At 65.3% G+C, this 15,359-nt stretch carries 19 protein-coding genes; 14 read left to right on the top strand and 5 right to left on the bottom strand.

Going from position 1 to position 15,359, the window contains the following annotated elements:
* The first annotated feature begins 626 nt into the window (after positions 1-626).
* The 7 genes from ACOYYX_RS40775 (at position 627) to ACOYYX_RS40745 (ending at position 6,002) form a co-directional block, all read left to right on the top strand.
* Positions 627-836 carry a helix-turn-helix domain-containing protein gene (locus tag ACOYYX_RS40775; RefSeq protein WP_422932225.1) on the top strand — a complete coding sequence of 70 codons (210 nt, stop codon included), beginning with the start codon at positions 627-629 and terminating at the stop codon, positions 834-836.
* Positions 837-907: 71 nt separating this feature from the next.
* The gene (locus ACOYYX_RS40770) at positions 908-1,594 is read left to right on the top strand and encodes a ParB N-terminal domain-containing protein (protein ID WP_422932224.1); all 687 of its coding nucleotides are present in this window, start codon (positions 908-910) and stop codon (positions 1,592-1,594) included.
* Complete coding sequence (locus tag ACOYYX_RS40765) at positions 1,591-2,451, top strand: helix-turn-helix domain-containing protein (protein ID WP_422932223.1); 861 nt, start codon at positions 1,591-1,593, stop codon at positions 2,449-2,451. Before ACOYYX_RS40770 ends, ACOYYX_RS40765 begins: the two co-directional genes overlap by 4 nt.
* A 345-nt stretch (positions 2,452-2,796) precedes the next feature.
* The gene (locus ACOYYX_RS40760; protein WP_422932222.1) at positions 2,797-3,060 is read left to right on the top strand and encodes a hypothetical protein; all 264 of its coding nucleotides are present in this window, start codon (positions 2,797-2,799) and stop codon (positions 3,058-3,060) included.
* 113 nt (positions 3,061-3,173) lie between these two features.
* Complete coding sequence (locus ACOYYX_RS40755; protein WP_422932221.1) at positions 3,174-3,440, top strand: hypothetical protein; 267 nt, start codon at positions 3,174-3,176, stop codon at positions 3,438-3,440.
* Positions 3,441-3,493: 53 nt separating this feature from the next.
* Positions 3,494-5,416, top strand: a complete 1,923-nt coding sequence (locus ACOYYX_RS40750) for a hypothetical protein (RefSeq protein ID WP_422932220.1) — start codon at positions 3,494-3,496, stop codon at positions 5,414-5,416.
* Between the two features lie 133 nt (positions 5,417-5,549).
* Positions 5,550-6,002 (top strand): hypothetical protein, encoded by a 453-nt coding sequence (locus ACOYYX_RS40745; RefSeq protein ID WP_422932219.1) that lies wholly within the window; start codon positions 5,550-5,552, stop codon positions 6,000-6,002.
* Positions 6,003-6,059: 57 nt separating this feature from the next.
* Here the strand turns inward: ACOYYX_RS40745 and ACOYYX_RS40740 are convergent, their stop codons facing one another.
* Positions 6,060-6,530, bottom strand: a complete 471-nt coding sequence (locus ACOYYX_RS40740; protein ID WP_422932218.1) for a hypothetical protein — start codon at positions 6,528-6,530, stop codon at positions 6,060-6,062.
* A 200-nt stretch (positions 6,531-6,730) separates the two neighbouring features.
* On the bottom strand, positions 6,731-7,561 hold the full coding sequence (locus tag ACOYYX_RS40735; protein ID WP_422932217.1) for a hypothetical protein: 831 nt from the start codon (positions 7,559-7,561) through the stop codon (positions 6,731-6,733).
* Positions 7,562-8,005: 444 nt separating this feature from the next.
* On the opposite strand from ACOYYX_RS40735, the gene ACOYYX_RS40730 reads away from it, so the two are divergent.
* The 4 genes from ACOYYX_RS40730 to ACOYYX_RS40715 all read left to right on the top strand — a co-directional run bounded on the left by ACOYYX_RS40730 (position 8,006) and on the right by ACOYYX_RS40715 (position 10,070).
* Positions 8,006-8,320, top strand: a complete 315-nt coding sequence (locus ACOYYX_RS40730; protein WP_422932235.1) for a hypothetical protein — start codon at positions 8,006-8,008, stop codon at positions 8,318-8,320.
* Positions 8,321-8,323: 3 nt separating this feature from the next.
* Positions 8,324-9,172 (top strand): helix-turn-helix domain-containing protein, encoded by an 849-nt coding sequence (locus tag ACOYYX_RS40725; protein ID WP_422932234.1) that lies wholly within the window; start codon positions 8,324-8,326, stop codon positions 9,170-9,172.
* 79 nt (positions 9,173-9,251) lie between these two features.
* Positions 9,252-9,545, top strand: coding sequence for a hypothetical protein (locus tag ACOYYX_RS40720; protein ID WP_422932233.1), 294 nt, complete (start codon positions 9,252-9,254; stop codon positions 9,543-9,545).
* Between the two features lie 321 nt (positions 9,546-9,866).
* Positions 9,867-10,070 (top strand): hypothetical protein, encoded by a 204-nt coding sequence (locus ACOYYX_RS40715; protein WP_422932232.1) that lies wholly within the window; start codon positions 9,867-9,869, stop codon positions 10,068-10,070.
* 648 nt (positions 10,071-10,718) lie between these two features.
* Here the strand turns inward: ACOYYX_RS40715 and ACOYYX_RS40710 are convergent.
* Together ACOYYX_RS40710 and ACOYYX_RS40705 are read right to left on the bottom strand one after the other, a co-directional pair.
* On the bottom strand, positions 10,719-11,078 hold the full coding sequence (locus tag ACOYYX_RS40710; RefSeq protein WP_422932231.1) for a hypothetical protein: 360 nt from the start codon (positions 11,076-11,078) through the stop codon (positions 10,719-10,721).
* A gap of 34 nt (positions 11,079-11,112) precedes the next feature.
* Positions 11,113-11,811, bottom strand: a complete 699-nt coding sequence (locus ACOYYX_RS40705) for a hypothetical protein (protein WP_422932230.1) — start codon at positions 11,809-11,811, stop codon at positions 11,113-11,115.
* A gap of 690 nt (positions 11,812-12,501) precedes the next feature.
* Here ACOYYX_RS40705 and ACOYYX_RS40700 point away from each other — a divergent pair.
* The 3 genes from ACOYYX_RS40700 to ACOYYX_RS40690 all read left to right on the top strand — a co-directional run bounded on the left by ACOYYX_RS40700 (position 12,502) and on the right by ACOYYX_RS40690 (position 14,109).
* Positions 12,502-12,726, top strand: a complete 225-nt coding sequence (locus ACOYYX_RS40700; RefSeq protein ID WP_422932229.1) for a helix-turn-helix transcriptional regulator — start codon at positions 12,502-12,504, stop codon at positions 12,724-12,726.
* Positions 12,727-12,810: 84 nt separating this feature from the next.
* A complete protein-coding gene (locus ACOYYX_RS40695; protein WP_422932228.1) occupies positions 12,811-13,764 on the top strand; it encodes a hypothetical protein in 954 nt (317 codons plus the stop codon).
* An 84-nt stretch (positions 13,765-13,848) separates the two neighbouring features.
* Positions 13,849-14,109: a hypothetical protein gene (locus ACOYYX_RS40690; protein WP_422932227.1), complete on the top strand. Its 261-nt coding sequence runs from the start codon at positions 13,849-13,851 to the stop codon at positions 14,107-14,109.
* On the opposite strand, the gene ACOYYX_RS40685 is transcribed toward ACOYYX_RS40690, so the two are convergent.
* A complete protein-coding gene (locus ACOYYX_RS40685; protein WP_422932226.1) occupies positions 14,042-15,199 on the bottom strand; it encodes a tyrosine-type recombinase/integrase in 1,158 nt (385 codons plus the stop codon). The genes ACOYYX_RS40690 and ACOYYX_RS40685 overlap by 68 nt on opposite strands.
* Between the last annotated feature and the right edge of the window lie 160 nt (positions 15,200-15,359).

Raw genomic sequence — 15,359 nt, 5'->3', positions numbered from 1 at the left:
CCGCATTCAGGCCGCATCATATTGGCATCACCCGACTTACGCGTCAATCCCAGCCGCATGGCTCGCAGAAAGAGCGTTCAAACCTGCCAATATCGGCCATTTTTGGTCCGCATATGGTCCACGGTTTGACGGAAACGCATGCCGGTGCGTTTCTCCATGCCCCCGATGGTTCCCGTCGTTTGGTCCACATCGGGAATGCGATGGATCGTCGTTATCGAGGGGCTAGCCGAGGCCTTGCCTCCCACGTCAGGCCGCCCCGGGCCGAGGTCGAGGCCCCAGGTCACTTCAGATGCGTCCCGGCGAGAGGGCCGGACCTGGCCTCACACGATGCTAAGTGTGGCCCTATAACGTGTTAGCCACTCGCATCGCCCTAGCCGGAGGCCATCGGCCGGTATTTATTGAACGCGCGTCCCACATAGTGGGATGTGTCGCGTTTGCATCGGTTCCGAGGGTAGGCTCCCCCTCACGGGGCGAGCGATCCATAAGGGGCTGATTAATGCAACGCGCGGCCCACTATATGGGAAGTGTCGCGATCCGCCGAATTATGCAACGCGCGGCCCACTATGTAGGAACGCACGCGATCTCGCCGATTCCGCCGGGATGGATTGCAACCGAGAGGATCAGCCATGAGCCAGTCTTTCGCCTCCGACCAAGTCAGCACCGAAGTCGCCGCCGAGATCCTCGGGGTCGAGCCGCACCACATCCGCGGCTTCGCCAAGCGGGGCCTGCTCAGCGCCATCCGCCTCCCCGGCGTCAGGGTGAAGTACCTCCGCTCGGAGGTCGAGGCCCTGGCCAAGTCCAGCGTCCGCCGGGAGGCCGTCGCAACCCAATCGTGAGCCGGTCTCACCACTCCGGCTCTCTTCCCGCCCGCCAACCACATCACGACTGCACGCCAGCGAGGGAACGCATGCCGCGCATCCAACTCCGTTCCATCCTCATGGATGAGTACACGCAGGTCAGGGTCTCCCACGACGAGGGGGCCAGGGCCGACTACGCCGACGCCTACCGCTCCGGGGAGCAATTGCCGAGGCCCGTCGTCTTCCAGGACGCCGCCGGGCGGCTCCGCATGGCCGATGGCCATCATCGGGCCAGGGCCGCACTCGACGCCGGCCTGTCCGAGCTCGACTGCGACGTCCGCCAGGGCGAGGCCCGCGACGCAATGATTTATGCCATCCGGGCCAACGGCCGCAACGGGCTCCGCTGGTCCACGGCGGACAAACGTCGCGTCATCAACCTCCTGCTCGACGATCCCGAGTTCGAGGAGTGCTCCGACCGGGCCATCGCCAGGCTCGCGGGCGTCGACAACAAGACGGTGGCGGCCGTCCGACGGCCCCGGACCCGTGAGGAAATTCCTCAAAATCCATCGAGCACGGTGTCCCTGGAGGACGAACTCGCTCGCCACAAGTTGGCCATCGAGGGACACGCCTCGGACATCGACGGGATGGCCGACGCCCTCCTCGCCGCGGGCGATCTCCTCGACGCGGACGAGTTCGACCGCTGGCTCGACGACTCGTTCGGGGCCTGGGCACCCGCCTTCCGCGAGTACCACCGGCGACTCAAGGCGACCGAGGCCCCGCTCGAGGCCGTGGCGTGAGCGGCCCATCGGGCGAGGCGAAGCGGGACAACGGTCGGCCGGTCGGCCGCCCGGACAAGGCTCGGCTCGCCCCGTTCGCGGCCCTGCCGCACTCGATCGTCGAAGACGGTCGCCTGACCGACTCGGACATACGCGTGCTCCTGGCCTTGATCTACTACGCCCGCGACTCCGACCGGTGCTGGCCTTCGGTCGACTCGATCGGCGAGCGGTGCGGCGGCAAGGGGCGGACGGCCGTCAAGCAGGCCTTGAAGAACCTCAGGATGAACGGGCTGATCGACATGATCGGGGACGAGTCCAGGACGACGCACCGGGCGATCGTGCTCCTCTGGCGTGGTGAAGGCGTGCGGCCCGAGGCGAGGCCTGACCTGGCTTCGAAGTCGACGTCCGAATCGTCGTCCATCGGGGCCACCGAGGATGACTCGGGGGGGGTCGGAATTCAGACCACCCCCGGTCGGATATCCGACCACCCCCCGGTCGGAATTCCGACCCCGAATGAGAACCATGTAAAGAGAAAGCCCGATCGGGCTCTCGACGGCGTGGAAGACGCAATCGAGGCCCCTCCCGACGATCCCGCCCTCGACGAGTGCGAGGACTCGTCCGACTGGGTGCCGCCGGACCTGGACTTGCCCTTCGAGCCGGCCCGACTCGACCCGTCCGATCGGGTAGCCGTGGCGGACTCGTTCCGCAGCCTGGCCACGCGACGGCGACTCGCCGGGATGGACGCGGAGGAGAATCGGACCCTGAGCGAGCAGGACGCCCACGGGGCCTGCCTCGGGCTCTCCCTTGCGGGACAGCGGCGGTTCCTCGCCTGGGCCAGGGAGGGCGTCGAGCAGGCCCTATCGGAGGCCTTCCGTTGAACACCAAACCCATCCGACTCCTCCCCGGACCGTCGCCGGCTCGCGACCACGCGGAACGCACTGCCGCACTGCTGGCGGCCATGCGGGGGGAGGTCGTCATCCCGGGCGAGTGTTCCACGACTCGACCGGGATCGGATGGCGAAAAGCCTGCAAAGACAGGGCAAAGACGGCGGAGGGGGGCACGTCGCAATCCGACACTTGGGACACCTAAAAAAGGAGGCGAAACTCGGCAAGGCTCACTCGCCGTCGAGTCCGCCCCGAGACAGGCCCCGGCCCTGAGTCCCTCGCGGTCACACGGGCTGAACGGGATTCGGCCCATGCCCAGCAACACGGAGGAGCATCGCGATGTTAGACGCAGAGGTAAGCCCCGCCGAGACCAAGCCCCCCGACACTCTCGAGGCCCGCGTCGACCGCTGCCGGAATGAGATCAGGAAGGCCCGCGGGCTCGGGATCTCGGACGCGGAGATTCGTGGCGACTTCATCGACCGGGCGATCGATCACGCCGAGGAGTGCGAGGCACGCGGCATGGCACCCGACGCCGTCGAGTTGCGACTCGATGCGGCCCTGCAACTGTTCGATTCGCTCCTGGCCGAGCCGGCGAGCAACTGACCACCGTTTGGCCCTCGTCCCAGGTCGATCGCTCCTGGGGCACGCCAGGGCCCTTCCCGAGCATGGAGGCTCGGGACGTCATTCATTCAACAGCACAATCACAGGATAGCATCATGAACATCCCCATCGAGTATGAAGGTCGCGAGGATGAGGTCCGCGAGATGGGCCGCTCCATCAGGACGATCGTGCGGAACCGCCGGGCCAAGGGCCATTCGGACGCGGCCATTGAGTCCGAGATCCTCGACGGCCTCAACGTCGTCGCGGCGTTCAACGGCTGCCCTGCGAACGACCCGGAGCGTCAGCGTGTGCTCCTCCTCGCCGGCAATCTCACCCGCGAGGCCCTGGGGACGGCAGGACCGACATTCCGTGTGGTCGGATGACCGGGCGGACTCGAGTCATAGAACTTTCACCACTGAACACAAGGACGTGAACGATGGCAGGCACGATTGACGTCGGCGGTATCCATGCGGATCTCCAGCTCGACAGCGGACACATGGAACGGGGCTTGGCCAACGCCCGGAAGGCGATGGACGCGTTCGAGCGAGAGCTGAAGACGCTCGATGACGAGGTGATGCGGGGATCGATCTCCGTCCAGGACTGGGGCACTCGCGTCGCCGTGGTCCGGGACGAGATGAACAAGCTCGGCGCGGCGATGCACCTGGCCAACTCCGCGGTCAGCCAGACGACCGGTGCACTCGGCGTGATGAACGCCGGCATGTCCAAGGCTACCAGCGGCACGGGGGCACTCGCCCGGGGCCTCATGCAGGTCGGGTACGCCGTCGACGATATTCAGTATGGATTCGCCGGCGTCGTCAACAACATCTCGCCGCTGGTGTACTCGTTCTCGGCCGCAGCGGGTGCCAGTACGGCGATGGCGTCCGGGATCGCGGCCGGGGCACAGCTGGCGACCGTCGCCGCATATCAGCTTTATGTCCATTGGGATGACGTCCAGGATCTGTTCGGGGTCGGGGCCACGAGGACCGAGGCCGAGGAGATGGAGGACCTGGCCAAGGCCACGAAGCTCACGGCCGACGAACAGAAGCGGCTGAACGACTACAAGAAGGAGCAGAAGGAGCTCGAGAAGCTCCGCGAGACCCCGAACAAGGCCACCCGGGAGGACGAGAAGTCCAAGGAAGGGGCGATCAAGGACATCGGGTTCAACGAGCTCAAGGTGGGGCTCATGAAGGGGTTCGTCGGCGACGGGACGAACGCCAAGATATCGCCCGAGGATCAGGCCGAGCTCGACGCGGCGAACGACTATGCCGAGAGGGGCAAGAAGGTAAATCGGGAGATTTATCAGGACCGGATCAATAAGCGGGACGAGTTGCAGGAACGCATCAACAAAAAGCTGAGCGACGAGGACTCCAAGCAGGCCGAGAAGCTCCTCCTGAGGGCCATGAACGACAACGAGGGGCCTGACTCCAAGAACCCAGGGGCCATGTCCGCCCTCAAGAACCGGGTCATGCTCAACGAGAGCCTGTTCCCCGAGGGAACCCTCGAGAAGCTGATGAAGACTTCCCCCGAGGAGCGTCAAAAGGCCAAGGACGAGAAGAAGGCGAAGAAGGACGCCAAGGACCTCAGCGACCAGATCGATTCCCAGTACGCCGCGTTCGACGCGTCCACGGCCGAGTGGAAGAAGTACAAGGCCCGCCGCGATAAGTGGGTCAAGGAACAGGTCGACGCCCTCAAGGGCGGTGAACTGGGCCAGGCGGCCATCGCCGGCACCCTGACCGAGGACCAGACCAAAGACCGCTTGCTGAAGATGGGCCTGGACAAGGACAAGGTCGAATCGGCGTACGAGGACGTCCACCGGGGGCTCGAGATCTCCGCGGGCAAGACGATCGCCGGCAGGGTGGCCGAGACGGGCGAGGATCGCGACACGGCCGCTGCCAACCTCGCCCGCGAGGACCAGGAGAAGCGACGCAAGGAGAATGCGGACCTCGCTGCCAAGGCGATCCCCGGGCTCGACAAGGCCATCGAGCAACGCCTGACCGTCGGCACGGCCATGACGGGCAATGGGGCCGGTGTGGCTGCGGGGCTCACGGAGCAAATCCGCCAACTGCTGATTAACGCCGGGGTTGACCCAAAGGCCGCGGCTAATCAGGCCTCGGCCGCCGTCGAGGAAGGCGGCCAGAGGGTGAACAAGAAGGTGGCCGAGGAGGCGATGGACGAACAAGAAAAGAGCAAGCAGCGGAAGTCGGTGGACGTGTTCGACGCCGGCGGCCTCGCCGCGAAGCTGCAGGCCTCGGTGGGAGACTCGGAGGCGAAGAAGCAGACGACCGCATTGGAGAAGTCCCTGGGATACCTCGCCACGATCGCCGGGCAGACTGGGAGGACGATCAAGTTCACGAAGTGATTGCCGAGCGTCAACCGCCCGCAGTTCTCAGCGGGCGGTTGATCACAGGCCTGGGCACTTCCGCCCCGACGATCGTAAGGTTAGCCTATTCGGCTCTCATGGTGAACTCCATCGCAACGGAAGGCTCCACGCAATGCTCAGGCTTCTCGCGATCGCGGCAATCACGTTGGCGGCACTCGGATGCGGAGGGACGGCGGGTGAAAAGCAGATCACGCCCGTGGGAGAGCCGGTGAAGGTCGGCCATCAGAAGGGGGAGGTGATCAAGCTAAAGTCAGGCAGTTGGCTCTACCCCAAAGAAGACCGGTTCCGGAAGAACCTGGAGATCATGCAAGCCGGATCGGACAAGATCGACCTGTTTGGTGAAGGCGAGCTGATCCAACTCTGGAAAGGGTCCGAAGTTCGTGTCCTTGAGCCGATCGATGGCGGCATGAAAGTAGTTGTCGAAAAGGCCGTGGAATCGATTTATACCCCTGATGGCTTTACCACTAAAGAAAAACCGTCCTGGGTCGGTGAGGTTGGTTGGATCATCGAGCCAGAGGTGGAATCAAAGGCTCGCAGGGTCAACATCAAGCCGATCGCCAGGTGATCGTTTTGATTCGGGACCGCGCGGTCCCGAATTGTCCCGGCCGCCACTGCCCTCCGGCTACGACTGGTCCAGGGGCCGGATGCAGGTCATGACCCCGGCCGAGTCCGGCCCGGTCGCGTTGCACCCCGGGCAGAGCCGGCAGTGCTCGGGGTCTCCAGGCCTCCATTCGCGGATGACGATGGGGGGCGAAGGCCCTCGAACGACCTCCTCGGATAGGGGCGTCGGCTGAGGGACGGGGTCGTTCGCGAGAGACTCCCACCGCGGCACGTCGCGAACGCGGATCCAGCCGAGGCCTTCGAGCCGCTTGGCGTCGGCAGGCTTCTCGGTAAGCTCAGCCCACTGGGCGTCGGTCCAAATCTCGGTCGCGAATACGGGCAGGCCGCCCGGCTGCGTCCCCCAGGTCGCGGACGAGGGCCCGGCCTCGGGCCGATCGGCCTTGGCGGGGAGGATCGGAAGGCCCAGGGCCAGCATGCCCCCCATCAGGCCGCGGCGGGTCATCTGCTCGTCTCGTTCGTCGTTGCTCGTCATGGTGTGCATCCCGTGCGTGTGTGGTCGGCTATGGTCGCGTATGTCGGCTCTCGATGAGGTCCTCCGCTCCATCGCTCTACTGGCGGTCTAGCGGAGGGCGTAGCGTGATCGGGAGGGCATGGGTTCGCATGCCCCGAGCGTTAATGTCGGTGGAGGGGCCGGGTTCACTCCAACCCCTCTCGCGTTGACCTCGAGGCCGCTCAGTGGCTGTCGAGGTGGCCGATGAATCCGCCGGTGAAGTCGTCGGACAGGTCCCCCGGGGGCCTCGACGGCCAGGGGTGCCGAGGGGCGGTCCGGCGAGTCGGGACCTCGTCGTCGAGGTCGAGCGGGGATCTGGCCTGAACGAGCCTGACGGTCCTGGCCAGCTCGGCCAGCGTCCGGGCCATCAAGTCGTGGGCGTAGGTCTCGAAGCGTCGCAGGCGGGCGGCCTCGGCCTCGATGAGCTCGTCGAGGGTCAGGAGGACAGGAAGGGTGGGAAGCTCTTCGTCGTCGGCCTGGGCCGGCTCGGCCACGGTCGCAGTCGGCTCGATCGCCTCGGGCTGCGTGGCCTCGACCTGGGCGGGCTGTTCGGCCAGCGTGGGTGTCCCAACTGTCCCAACCTCGACGACCTCGGCCACCACGGCGGGGGCGGCCGAGTGGAGGCAGGCGGAGCACGGCTCGACCTCATCGGCCGGGCAGCAGGGCTCGGCGGCCGGGGCGACCACGGTGGGAGCGTTGGCCACGGCGGTCGGGGCTTCGAGGAGGCCCATCGCCACGAGGGCCTTGCCGTGCTTGCAGGGCTCGGCCGTCATCCCCTTGCGTCGGATTTCGTAGTCCGGGCAGTCGCAGGCCACCAGGCCATCGTGGGTGCGGCAGACGTCGTAGACGCTCCCGTCGGACTTCTTGGTGATGCGGAAGGCCTTGCTACCGAACTCCCCTGCGGGGATCGATTCGACCGTGTAGACCACGTGGTCGATGGCCAGGGCGAGCGAGTAGACGGGAGCTTTGCGGGCGGGCTTGACTTCGCGACGGCTGCGGGTAACGATTGACATCGGCGGGCCTCCAATCAGGCTTGCCATCCGGCCTCGTGGGTGCTCGAACACTCACGGGGCCTTTTTTCGTTTCGGGTTGGCCATTCCTTCCCTCGACACCCTAATAGTAGTCCCGATGACTACGGAAGTCAATTTGACTACCAAATTTTCCTGCGGTTGATTTGGTAGTCAAAAGGATGTACGCTTGCCTACAGAAAGGGTGGTGTACGCATGGCTAAGCGAGATCCGAAGCCAAGACCTGCGGAAGAGTCGAATTCCGATATGATGGTCCTGTCCATCAAGATGACACCAGAGTTCCACGCTTGGCTAAACGAAGTGGCGGAGTCGGAGAGGGATCCCGTGGTCAAATTCGTTGAGAAGGCGATTGTTGAACGTGCAAAGAAGCTCCAATTTCCAAAGGACGCACCCAAGAGGACGATACGATAACCCTTAAGGACAAACTCGATGCGTCCAGTAGCGTTCCGACGCCTCCTGAGGCGGAATCGCACCGTCCTCGCCGTTTACATGCTGGCGGGCGACAGGGGCATGGTATGCAATGCCAGGAACATTGAGATCGGCAGGGCCGCGGGCCTCTCGCCCGAGTTGACCCGCGAGGCACTCGAGGGCCTCGTGAGGGACAAGGTCATCACCATCCTCGGCCCGCGGGACGGCATCTCCTGCCGATTCATCGTGCTCATGGATCACCCCGAGGCCGATGCGTTCGTCGCGGAGGTCAGGGAGATCTACGGCCCACACTCCCCCAGGGCGAGGGGCGAATGAGCCATGGGCGAGACATCGAACGGCTGGATCGTCAGGAGCCGGGCGGACTTCTTCGACGCTTCCGTCAACCCGCTGAGCGACCAGGCGAAGTGCCTGTTCCTCATCCTCGAGGGACACGCACGCCATCGCACCTTTTGCTACCCCGGCAACACTGCCTTGACCCGCATGACAGGCAAACGCGAACGAGCGGTCCAGGGCATCCTCGGGACGCTGGAGACGGCGGGTTGGATCCTGAGGGTGATGGTCCCCGGGAAGAAGTCGGACCGGCAGGGGATCATCCTCTTACGCCGATCCGACCCCTCGATGCCGGCGGCCAACACACCAGAACTCATCGAGAAAGCTAAATCTGAGCTAGACCAGGAGAGGGGGGATCAGGTAGCCAGCCCGCAAAAAAATGCACCCTCAGCATGCAAAAATTTGCACCATAATAAAGATGAATGGAATTACACTACAGAGATCGCCGACGTGGAAGAAAATGCCGATGCTCGGCCCCCCGCCGATCTCTTCGCAGACATGGGGCCCGAGGACCTGCAGGCCATGATGCTGGGCATCGAGCAACATCCAAACGACAGCCCGCTCGACCTCACGAGCAGACGATCAACGGAGGCCGATCCGGGGGTCGAACGCTCGGCTGCCTACCAGGAGACGGTGGGACACATCAGGGCCCGGCGGATCCGTCGCGAGGATGACCAGCGGATTCGGATCGAGGTCGTCGAGAACGCCCGTTTCAGGTGCCGCATCGCAGGGCTCGCAGAGGCCCTGACCGAGGCTCACTTGCAGGGCGTTCGCGAGGCCCTCGATCGCGAATTGGCCCCCGAGGACAGGCACGGGCCTTACCTCCCGACGGCGTAGTTTTGGACCTGGTCGTTCACGGCCGCATCGGTTAGACCTGGCCCGAGGGGTAGGATCGGGCACCCAAGGAGATGGAGCCGTGTCCCCCGACGATGAACGCCCCTTGCGGCTACGCCTGGCAGACCAGGAGCAGAGGCAAGCGGCCGTGCTGGCAGACCTGACCACCCGCGGGCCGAGCCGGATGAGCGACCTCGAGCTCCGCCTCGGCTCCCTCATGAACACGAAGCTGCTGCGGCTCACGCTGACCGAGTTGGAAGCGGCCGGGCGGATCACCTGCGAGGTGAGGACGTTCAACAAGGTGGACCAGAAGGCGAAGGCCTGGGATACGGGGAGCAAGGCCAAGGTCTACTCGCTCGTGACGCGAGAGTCATGAGCCGTCCCGTCCGTCCTTCCTGCCACGAATTTGACGACTCTTAAAATTTGACCTAAGTGTTTCATCGGCATGCTTCGCGGAGACCTCACCGCAGCGACGCAGGCCTTCCCGACCCTTCGTCTGGGTAAATGCGACCCGACCAGGCGATGCTCCTCGCCTGGTCGGGTCGCCCGCCTGCCCGGCGAAAAATCCCACACCCCCCGTTTAAGGATCGCGCCGGGACGCACCTAAGGATGGAGGGGCGAGCACGCCACCCCCCCCGATCGCCACGACGTTGATGGGCCGGATGGCCGAAATACGCCCCTCTGGAGGCGAGAGGTCATGAAGAATGCGAAGGCGGACGTGCTGACGGCGTGTCCCGGGGCCGAGGCCCGGCGGGGCGTCGACCCCGCGGGCGGGGCCATCCGGTGGACGATCCATCGATCGAGCGGGGACGCGACGCCACTGGGTTCCGGGGCGACCGAGGGCGAAGCCTGGTCGGACGCCTTACGCAGGATCGTCGAGGAGTCCGCGATGAGGCGATGACGACCGGGCCGCCGGTCGGCCGGGTCTCCCTCAGCCATCGGGAGGTCGATCGATGGCCAGCTTCCTGTCCACCCATCGACTGAGGTCAACTCTACAGCCAGGGCGGGGAATTCCCCGCCCGCGGGGTCACACTGGTTGCGAGCACGGGACAGAAACGGGACCGCGCGGTCCCAACTCGGAGGTCTATCGCTTGCCACCCAGGGCCCGCTCGGCGGTGAGGAATTCCTCATCGCCTGCACCTCAGGAATGACACCTTCGTACTCACTTTATGAGTACGAGCGACGGGACTCGAGAACACCAGTGTGTCGCGATCAATGTGGGATAATCACACATCGACCGAGGACGCTTAACGTGTCCCACAGGCACGTTAAGCACCCAAATGATCGCCACGCCTAGACTTCCAAATGTGCCCATCAGGCACATTTGGATTTTGGGTCCGGTCCGACGTGGCGAAACTGCTCGGATATCGCGATGCCACCGCAGCCGGCCGCCTTCTCAAGGCGAAGCATAGGGGTACACACTTTATGTGTACCCCCTCCGGCGATCAGGAAATGATCATCATCAGCGAGGCCGGGCTCAACTGCCTCCTGACCAGGACGGAGGGGGTCCATTTAATGGACACCCCCTCGGGCAAGCCCAGCCTCCCGATCAGCGTCTCGACGTGGTGAACGGGATGACGTCGGCAGTACCGACACCCTTGCCGGCAGTCCGGCCGCGGCGACCCCTCCGCGAAGGCCTCTGTCTGGCCTCCTGGGCCTTCTCCCGCTCTCCGGCGACGATCTTCGCCTGAACACGCTTGGCGAAGTCAGGGCGGGCCGCACAGCGGCCGCAGAGGGCATAGAGCACGCCTCCCCACTCGGCCTTTGCCCCCATCGTCCGCAAGGCCTCCTGCGAGGGATGCCAGTGGCCCAGCATGTCGGCTTCGTTCCGGCATAGGATGCAGCGAGTGAGGCCCCGGGCCTCCATGACCTCGGCCACGGCGTCGGGATCGTAAGTCGGGCCCAGCATCGCGAGCTCCCGTCGGTGAGGTGAAAGGGGATGATCAGGCCGCAGCCTCTCCGGCCGCCGCTGCGACCCCCGCGGCGAAGCCCATGTTACCGCCGGCCGAGAGCAGCGCGAGGAGCCCCGTCGGCAAATATTCCGAGGGCGTGCCCGCGGCCTGGCCCGTCCGCCGGCTTCCCTTGGCCAGTTCACGCATCAGCTCGAACCGCGTGGTCGGCTTGCCGTCGACAGGCCTGGCGAGGTACTTCGACTTCAACCGCTCGACCTGCTGAGGCCCCCACTTGATCCCGTCGAACCGCCGGGCCGCGATCTCCTGGACCTGGGCGTCGGTCATCCTGACCCGGCCGTCCTTCGTCGCGGACAGCTCGTGCTCGACGTGGAGGAGGACTGCCGTCACGAACGCCTCCTCGTCCCTCGAATCGCACAATCGTTTGCCGATGGCGTCGATTCGTGTGAGCCCTATACAAGGGGGGGGCCCAGGGGTGGGGCGGACTAGCCAGGATTTAGACCCCGATCCCACCCCATCGCTCGTGACGACCCCCCTCCGGATGAGCCCCTGCTGCCCCTCAGTGAGCACGATCGCGTCGACCGCCTCCCGGTGATCGTGGACGCCCACGGACGCCGTGAACTTCGCGTTGTGGAGCGTCGCCAGGATCGTCGCCTCGACCTCCATCATCCCCTCGGGGGCGAGCGTACGGGTCGTGCCTCGCCCCTGGAAGTGGACGTGCCATGACTCCATCGCCTCGAGGACGACGCGGGCCTTCTCGACCTTGCGAGGGGAAGTCCCGACGATGCGAGCGGTCTGTAGAGCGGACTTTTCTGGTAAAACCTCACATGAGGTTTTACTAGAAGTGTGCCGGTTCCCACGTCCTCCAGGTTCGGCACCGTGACGCTTCCTCGTGTCCACGGCCTCGATCAACCGGAGAAGGTCGGTGTCGGTGAGGTTCCGCCGATCCCGCTGGTTGGCGATGGCGTACTTCAGGGCCTCGTCCTCGTCGGCGAACTCGTGGTAGCAGACGGGGATCGTCGCGGCCTCGCACTCGATGGCGGCCTCGCGTCGGGTGTGGCCGGCTGCTGGCCTCGGCCACCGTAAGGTTGCCGGAGGACTCGGCCACGAAGAACGAAACCGTTTCGTCCTTCGCTGGAGTTGCCTTCTCGTGCTTTTCGGCCTGGGTCACAACGTCACGGCACGGTGTGCCGTGACGTTCGCAGGGCCCGCGGCTGCCGTCGTCACGTGCTCATCGTTGACGGGCCTATCTCGCTACATGTCTCTACCCTAGCAAGCGGTTACGGCGTGCACAGGCGGTCCACGGCGTGAAAAACCAGAGCCTCGCCATAATCCCAACGGGATCGACCGCGAAGGCCAGTAAAATAGCCCCTGTTCGTGCGTGCACCGGGATCGGAACGGGCATCCTGAGCGGGGCGAGCGATGAAGGCGAAGAAGACGAGGGCATCCGGGCGGGCCGGCTCCAAGGCCGAGCCCCTGCTGACGCTGGACGGGGTGGCGGCCATGCTCAACGCCGGCCGCCGCACGGTGGAGCGGCTCCGCTCCGATGGGGATTTCCCCAAGCCCGACCTGAACCTCGGGGTCAGCCCGCGATGGAGGGCCTCGACGATCGATCGGTGGATCGACGAACAGGCCGCGAAGGATTGACGCTCCCCGAGGTCATCAACAGCCAATCAGCCGGGATCTTCATCAGGGTCGCCGACATCGGCGAAGGTCATAGGAGCAGCAGCGATGGGCATCGAACGAATCGCGGTGACTCGGGCATTGGGCAAGCTCTCGACGGACGAATCGGTCAGGCTGCATCAGTTCGAGGGGATGATCCGTAGGAACATGCGAGGATGTTTCGAGTTCGCCACGGCCCTCCTCACGATCCGGGACAAACGCCTCTACCGCGAGGGTTGGCGAAGCTTCGAGCACTACTGCGAGGACAGGTGGCACTTCTCGGCCAGGCACGTCAATCGATTGATCCAGTGGGCGGAGGTCATCACGGATTTGGGACCGCGCGGTCCCGTCTCGGTGGAGCCGGAGCCCCGGCGCCTGCCGACCGAGACCCAGTCCCGGCCGCTGTCCCGGATCGAGCCGGACATGCGACTCGAGGCCTGGGACAGGGCGGTGAAGATCGCCGGGGGCTCCCAGCCGTCCGAACGCCAGGTCCGCCAGGCGGTGGAGGAGGTCAAGGCGGCGATGGCACCGTCCCAGCCCGTTCGCGATGAGCGGGCGGCCCTGGCCAAGGGCCGGGACGATGGCCCCGTCCCGATCCACGCGGAGGTCACGTTCAATGCACGGGCTGGCGAGGAACCGGCGGTTGCCGAGGTCCTCGGGGTCGACGCCGAGCCCTCCGAGGCCGAGTGGCTCGCATCGTTACCGGCCCGCAAGGACCTCTCGAACGAGGCCAGGCGATGGTTCGACGCCGACGCGATCGCGTTCCGCCGGACCGAGCCCCACCGCCGCCGTTATATCGAGGAGACTCGCGAGGTGATCGCCGAGGCCAAGCGGAAAGGCAAACACATCGGGCCCTGGATGGCCATCCGCGATCGCTACCTCCGCCTGGCCGATCCCAGCCGCTGGGTCGCGTGCAAGATGTGCGACGGGACGGGCCGGATGGAGCTGATCGGCAAGTGTGCGGCCTGCAAGGGTCACGCTTACCTCATCTCGGGCGACCAGGTCAAGCCGCTGAACAACTGAGCCGCGTCGGGGCCGGGCGGGTTCATCCCCGGCCCGGCCCCTTCCTCATCCGAGCTCTGTCCAGGACAACGGGAGTCATCAACGATGGGCGAGGCGACGGCCAGGAAGGCGAAGACGTCGCGGCTGCTGAAGCATAGCCGGGTCGCGGCGATGTTCGACATGTCGAGCAGGACCTTGAAGCGGCGGGTTGAGCGGGGACTCTTCCCCGAGCCGCATAGCGAGCAGAGGACGAGGCCGGACAGCGACGTCGGCCTCGTCCTGTACTATGACGCGGCGGTCATCCAGCATCGGCTTGATACGGGCCGGTGGCCGGAGGGGACGCGGTTCCGGGGCTACTCGGCGTAGCCTCGAGCATCTGCCCGAACCGGGCGGCCCACCGCCTCATCTCGGTCGGATCGGCATGGGCGTAGACCTCGGTCATCGTGATCGAGGCGTGGCCGAGCCACTGGCTGACGACCTTCAGCGGAACTCCCCGGTTCACGGCCCAGGTCCCGAATGTGTGGCGAAGTGCGTGATTGTAGTGCCCGAAATCGTTGATCCCGGCCCGCTTGACGGCCCGCTGGATGGCCAGGAAGGTCATCTGAGGGTGCATCCGCTGTTTCTTGACCGGGCCGGCGAACACGAGTTTCGTCTCGGCCGTGAAGTGCAGCCGTTCCAGAACGTCCCGGGCCCGGCCGAGCAGGGGGGCATTGTATGCCTTGCCCGACTTGCTGTTCACGGCCCTGACGCGGATGACGCCATCGGTGAAGTCGACGTCATCCCACTCGAGGCTGAGCAGGGCCGAGATCCGGAGCCCAGAGGCTACCCCGACATTGATGAGATCCGCCAGCCAGGGCTTGCAGACGCCGATGAGCTTGGCGACCTCCTCTTCCGACCAGAAGGGAGGTCGCTCGACTCTGGCTTTGCCGGGCACTTTCGCCCGAATCCAGGGGTTCGCCGCGATCTTCCCCTCGTAGGCCGCCATCGACCAGGCCGGGGCGAGCATGTTCTTGTAGTTTCCGACGGTGCTCCGCTTCCGCGTCCGGGCCAGGTCGTCCAGGAAGGTCCGGCAGACCTCGGCCGTGACCTGCGGGACGTTCGCGATGCCCTTCGCCTGACACCAGGACAGGAACTCCCGATGGATGACCTTCGTGGCCCTTATCGTTCCGGGTGACTTGGCGATTGCGGCGCTCGCCGAGTAGGCCTCGAGGAAGTCCTTGAGATCGAGGGCACGCACCTCGGCCACCTCGACGCCGTGACGGGCCTGGATCTCCAGGTCGCGATACTTCCGGGCCAGCCTCTCCGCCTCGGGGGGAGGCCTTCGGGGCGGCTTGGCACCCTTGACCCACCCGGGATGCTCGCACAACGTTTCGATCTTCCACCCGGTTTGTGCGCCAGACCACCACTTCATCCGCCACTTCGCCCGAGACTTGTCGAAGTAAGGGTCCGAGGCCATGCGTCCGCTCCGTTTGCCGTTTGGTCCACCCTTGGTCCGCCCTGTAAAACGGACCAAAATCGCCCGATTTCACGAAAATGGGCGTCGCAAGCTATTGCTATGGTAGCACTTGCGATTACGGTGTACAACTGGCCATTTGCGGAGAAAACGACTCCTTTTC

The organism is Singulisphaera chitinilytica, assembly GCF_049331405.1.
GTDB lineage: Bacteria > Planctomycetota > Planctomycetia > Isosphaerales > Isosphaeraceae > PoT.
The sequence above is the reverse complement of the archived record's forward strand: the minus strand, read 5'-3'. Positions and strand labels throughout refer to the sequence as shown.

Excerpts from the sequence above, each read along its gene's own strand:
- ACOYYX_RS40775 (WP_422932225.1), top strand. The coding sequence starts at position 627 with ATGAGCCAGTCTTTCGCCTCCGACCAAGTCAGCACCGAAGTCGCCGCC.
- ACOYYX_RS40770 (WP_422932224.1), top strand. The coding sequence starts at position 908 with ATGCCGCGCATCCAACTCCGTTCCATCCTCATGGATGAGTACACGCAG.
- ACOYYX_RS40760 (WP_422932222.1), top strand. The coding sequence starts at position 2,797 with ATGTTAGACGCAGAGGTAAGCCCCGCCGAGACCAAGCCCCCCGACACT.
- ACOYYX_RS40755 (WP_422932221.1), top strand. The coding sequence starts at position 3,174 with ATGAACATCCCCATCGAGTATGAAGGTCGCGAGGATGAGGTCCGCGAG.
- ACOYYX_RS40750 (WP_422932220.1), top strand. The coding sequence starts at position 3,494 with ATGGCAGGCACGATTGACGTCGGCGGTATCCATGCGGATCTCCAGCTC.
- ACOYYX_RS40745 (WP_422932219.1), top strand. The coding sequence starts at position 5,550 with ATGCTCAGGCTTCTCGCGATCGCGGCAATCACGTTGGCGGCACTCGGA.
- ACOYYX_RS40740 (WP_422932218.1), bottom strand. The coding sequence starts at position 6,530 with ATGACGAGCAACGACGAACGAGACGAGCAGATGACCCGCCGCGGCCTG.
- ACOYYX_RS40735 (WP_422932217.1), bottom strand. The coding sequence starts at position 7,561 with ATGTCAATCGTTACCCGCAGCCGTCGCGAAGTCAAGCCCGCCCGCAAA.
- ACOYYX_RS40730 (WP_422932235.1), top strand. The coding sequence starts at position 8,006 with ATGCGTCCAGTAGCGTTCCGACGCCTCCTGAGGCGGAATCGCACCGTC.
- ACOYYX_RS40725 (WP_422932234.1), top strand. The coding sequence starts at position 8,324 with ATGGGCGAGACATCGAACGGCTGGATCGTCAGGAGCCGGGCGGACTTC.
- ACOYYX_RS40715 (WP_422932232.1), top strand. The coding sequence starts at position 9,867 with ATGAAGAATGCGAAGGCGGACGTGCTGACGGCGTGTCCCGGGGCCGAG.
- ACOYYX_RS40710 (WP_422932231.1), bottom strand. The coding sequence starts at position 11,078 with ATGCTGGGCCCGACTTACGATCCCGACGCCGTGGCCGAGGTCATGGAG.
- ACOYYX_RS40705 (WP_422932230.1), bottom strand. The coding sequence starts at position 11,811 with ATGGAGTCATGGCACGTCCACTTCCAGGGGCGAGGCACGACCCGTACG.
- ACOYYX_RS40700 (WP_422932229.1), top strand. The coding sequence starts at position 12,502 with ATGAAGGCGAAGAAGACGAGGGCATCCGGGCGGGCCGGCTCCAAGGCC.
- ACOYYX_RS40695 (WP_422932228.1), top strand. The coding sequence starts at position 12,811 with ATGGGCATCGAACGAATCGCGGTGACTCGGGCATTGGGCAAGCTCTCG.
- ACOYYX_RS40690 (WP_422932227.1), top strand. The coding sequence starts at position 13,849 with ATGGGCGAGGCGACGGCCAGGAAGGCGAAGACGTCGCGGCTGCTGAAG.
- ACOYYX_RS40685 (WP_422932226.1), bottom strand. The coding sequence starts at position 15,199 with ATGGCCTCGGACCCTTACTTCGACAAGTCTCGGGCGAAGTGGCGGATG.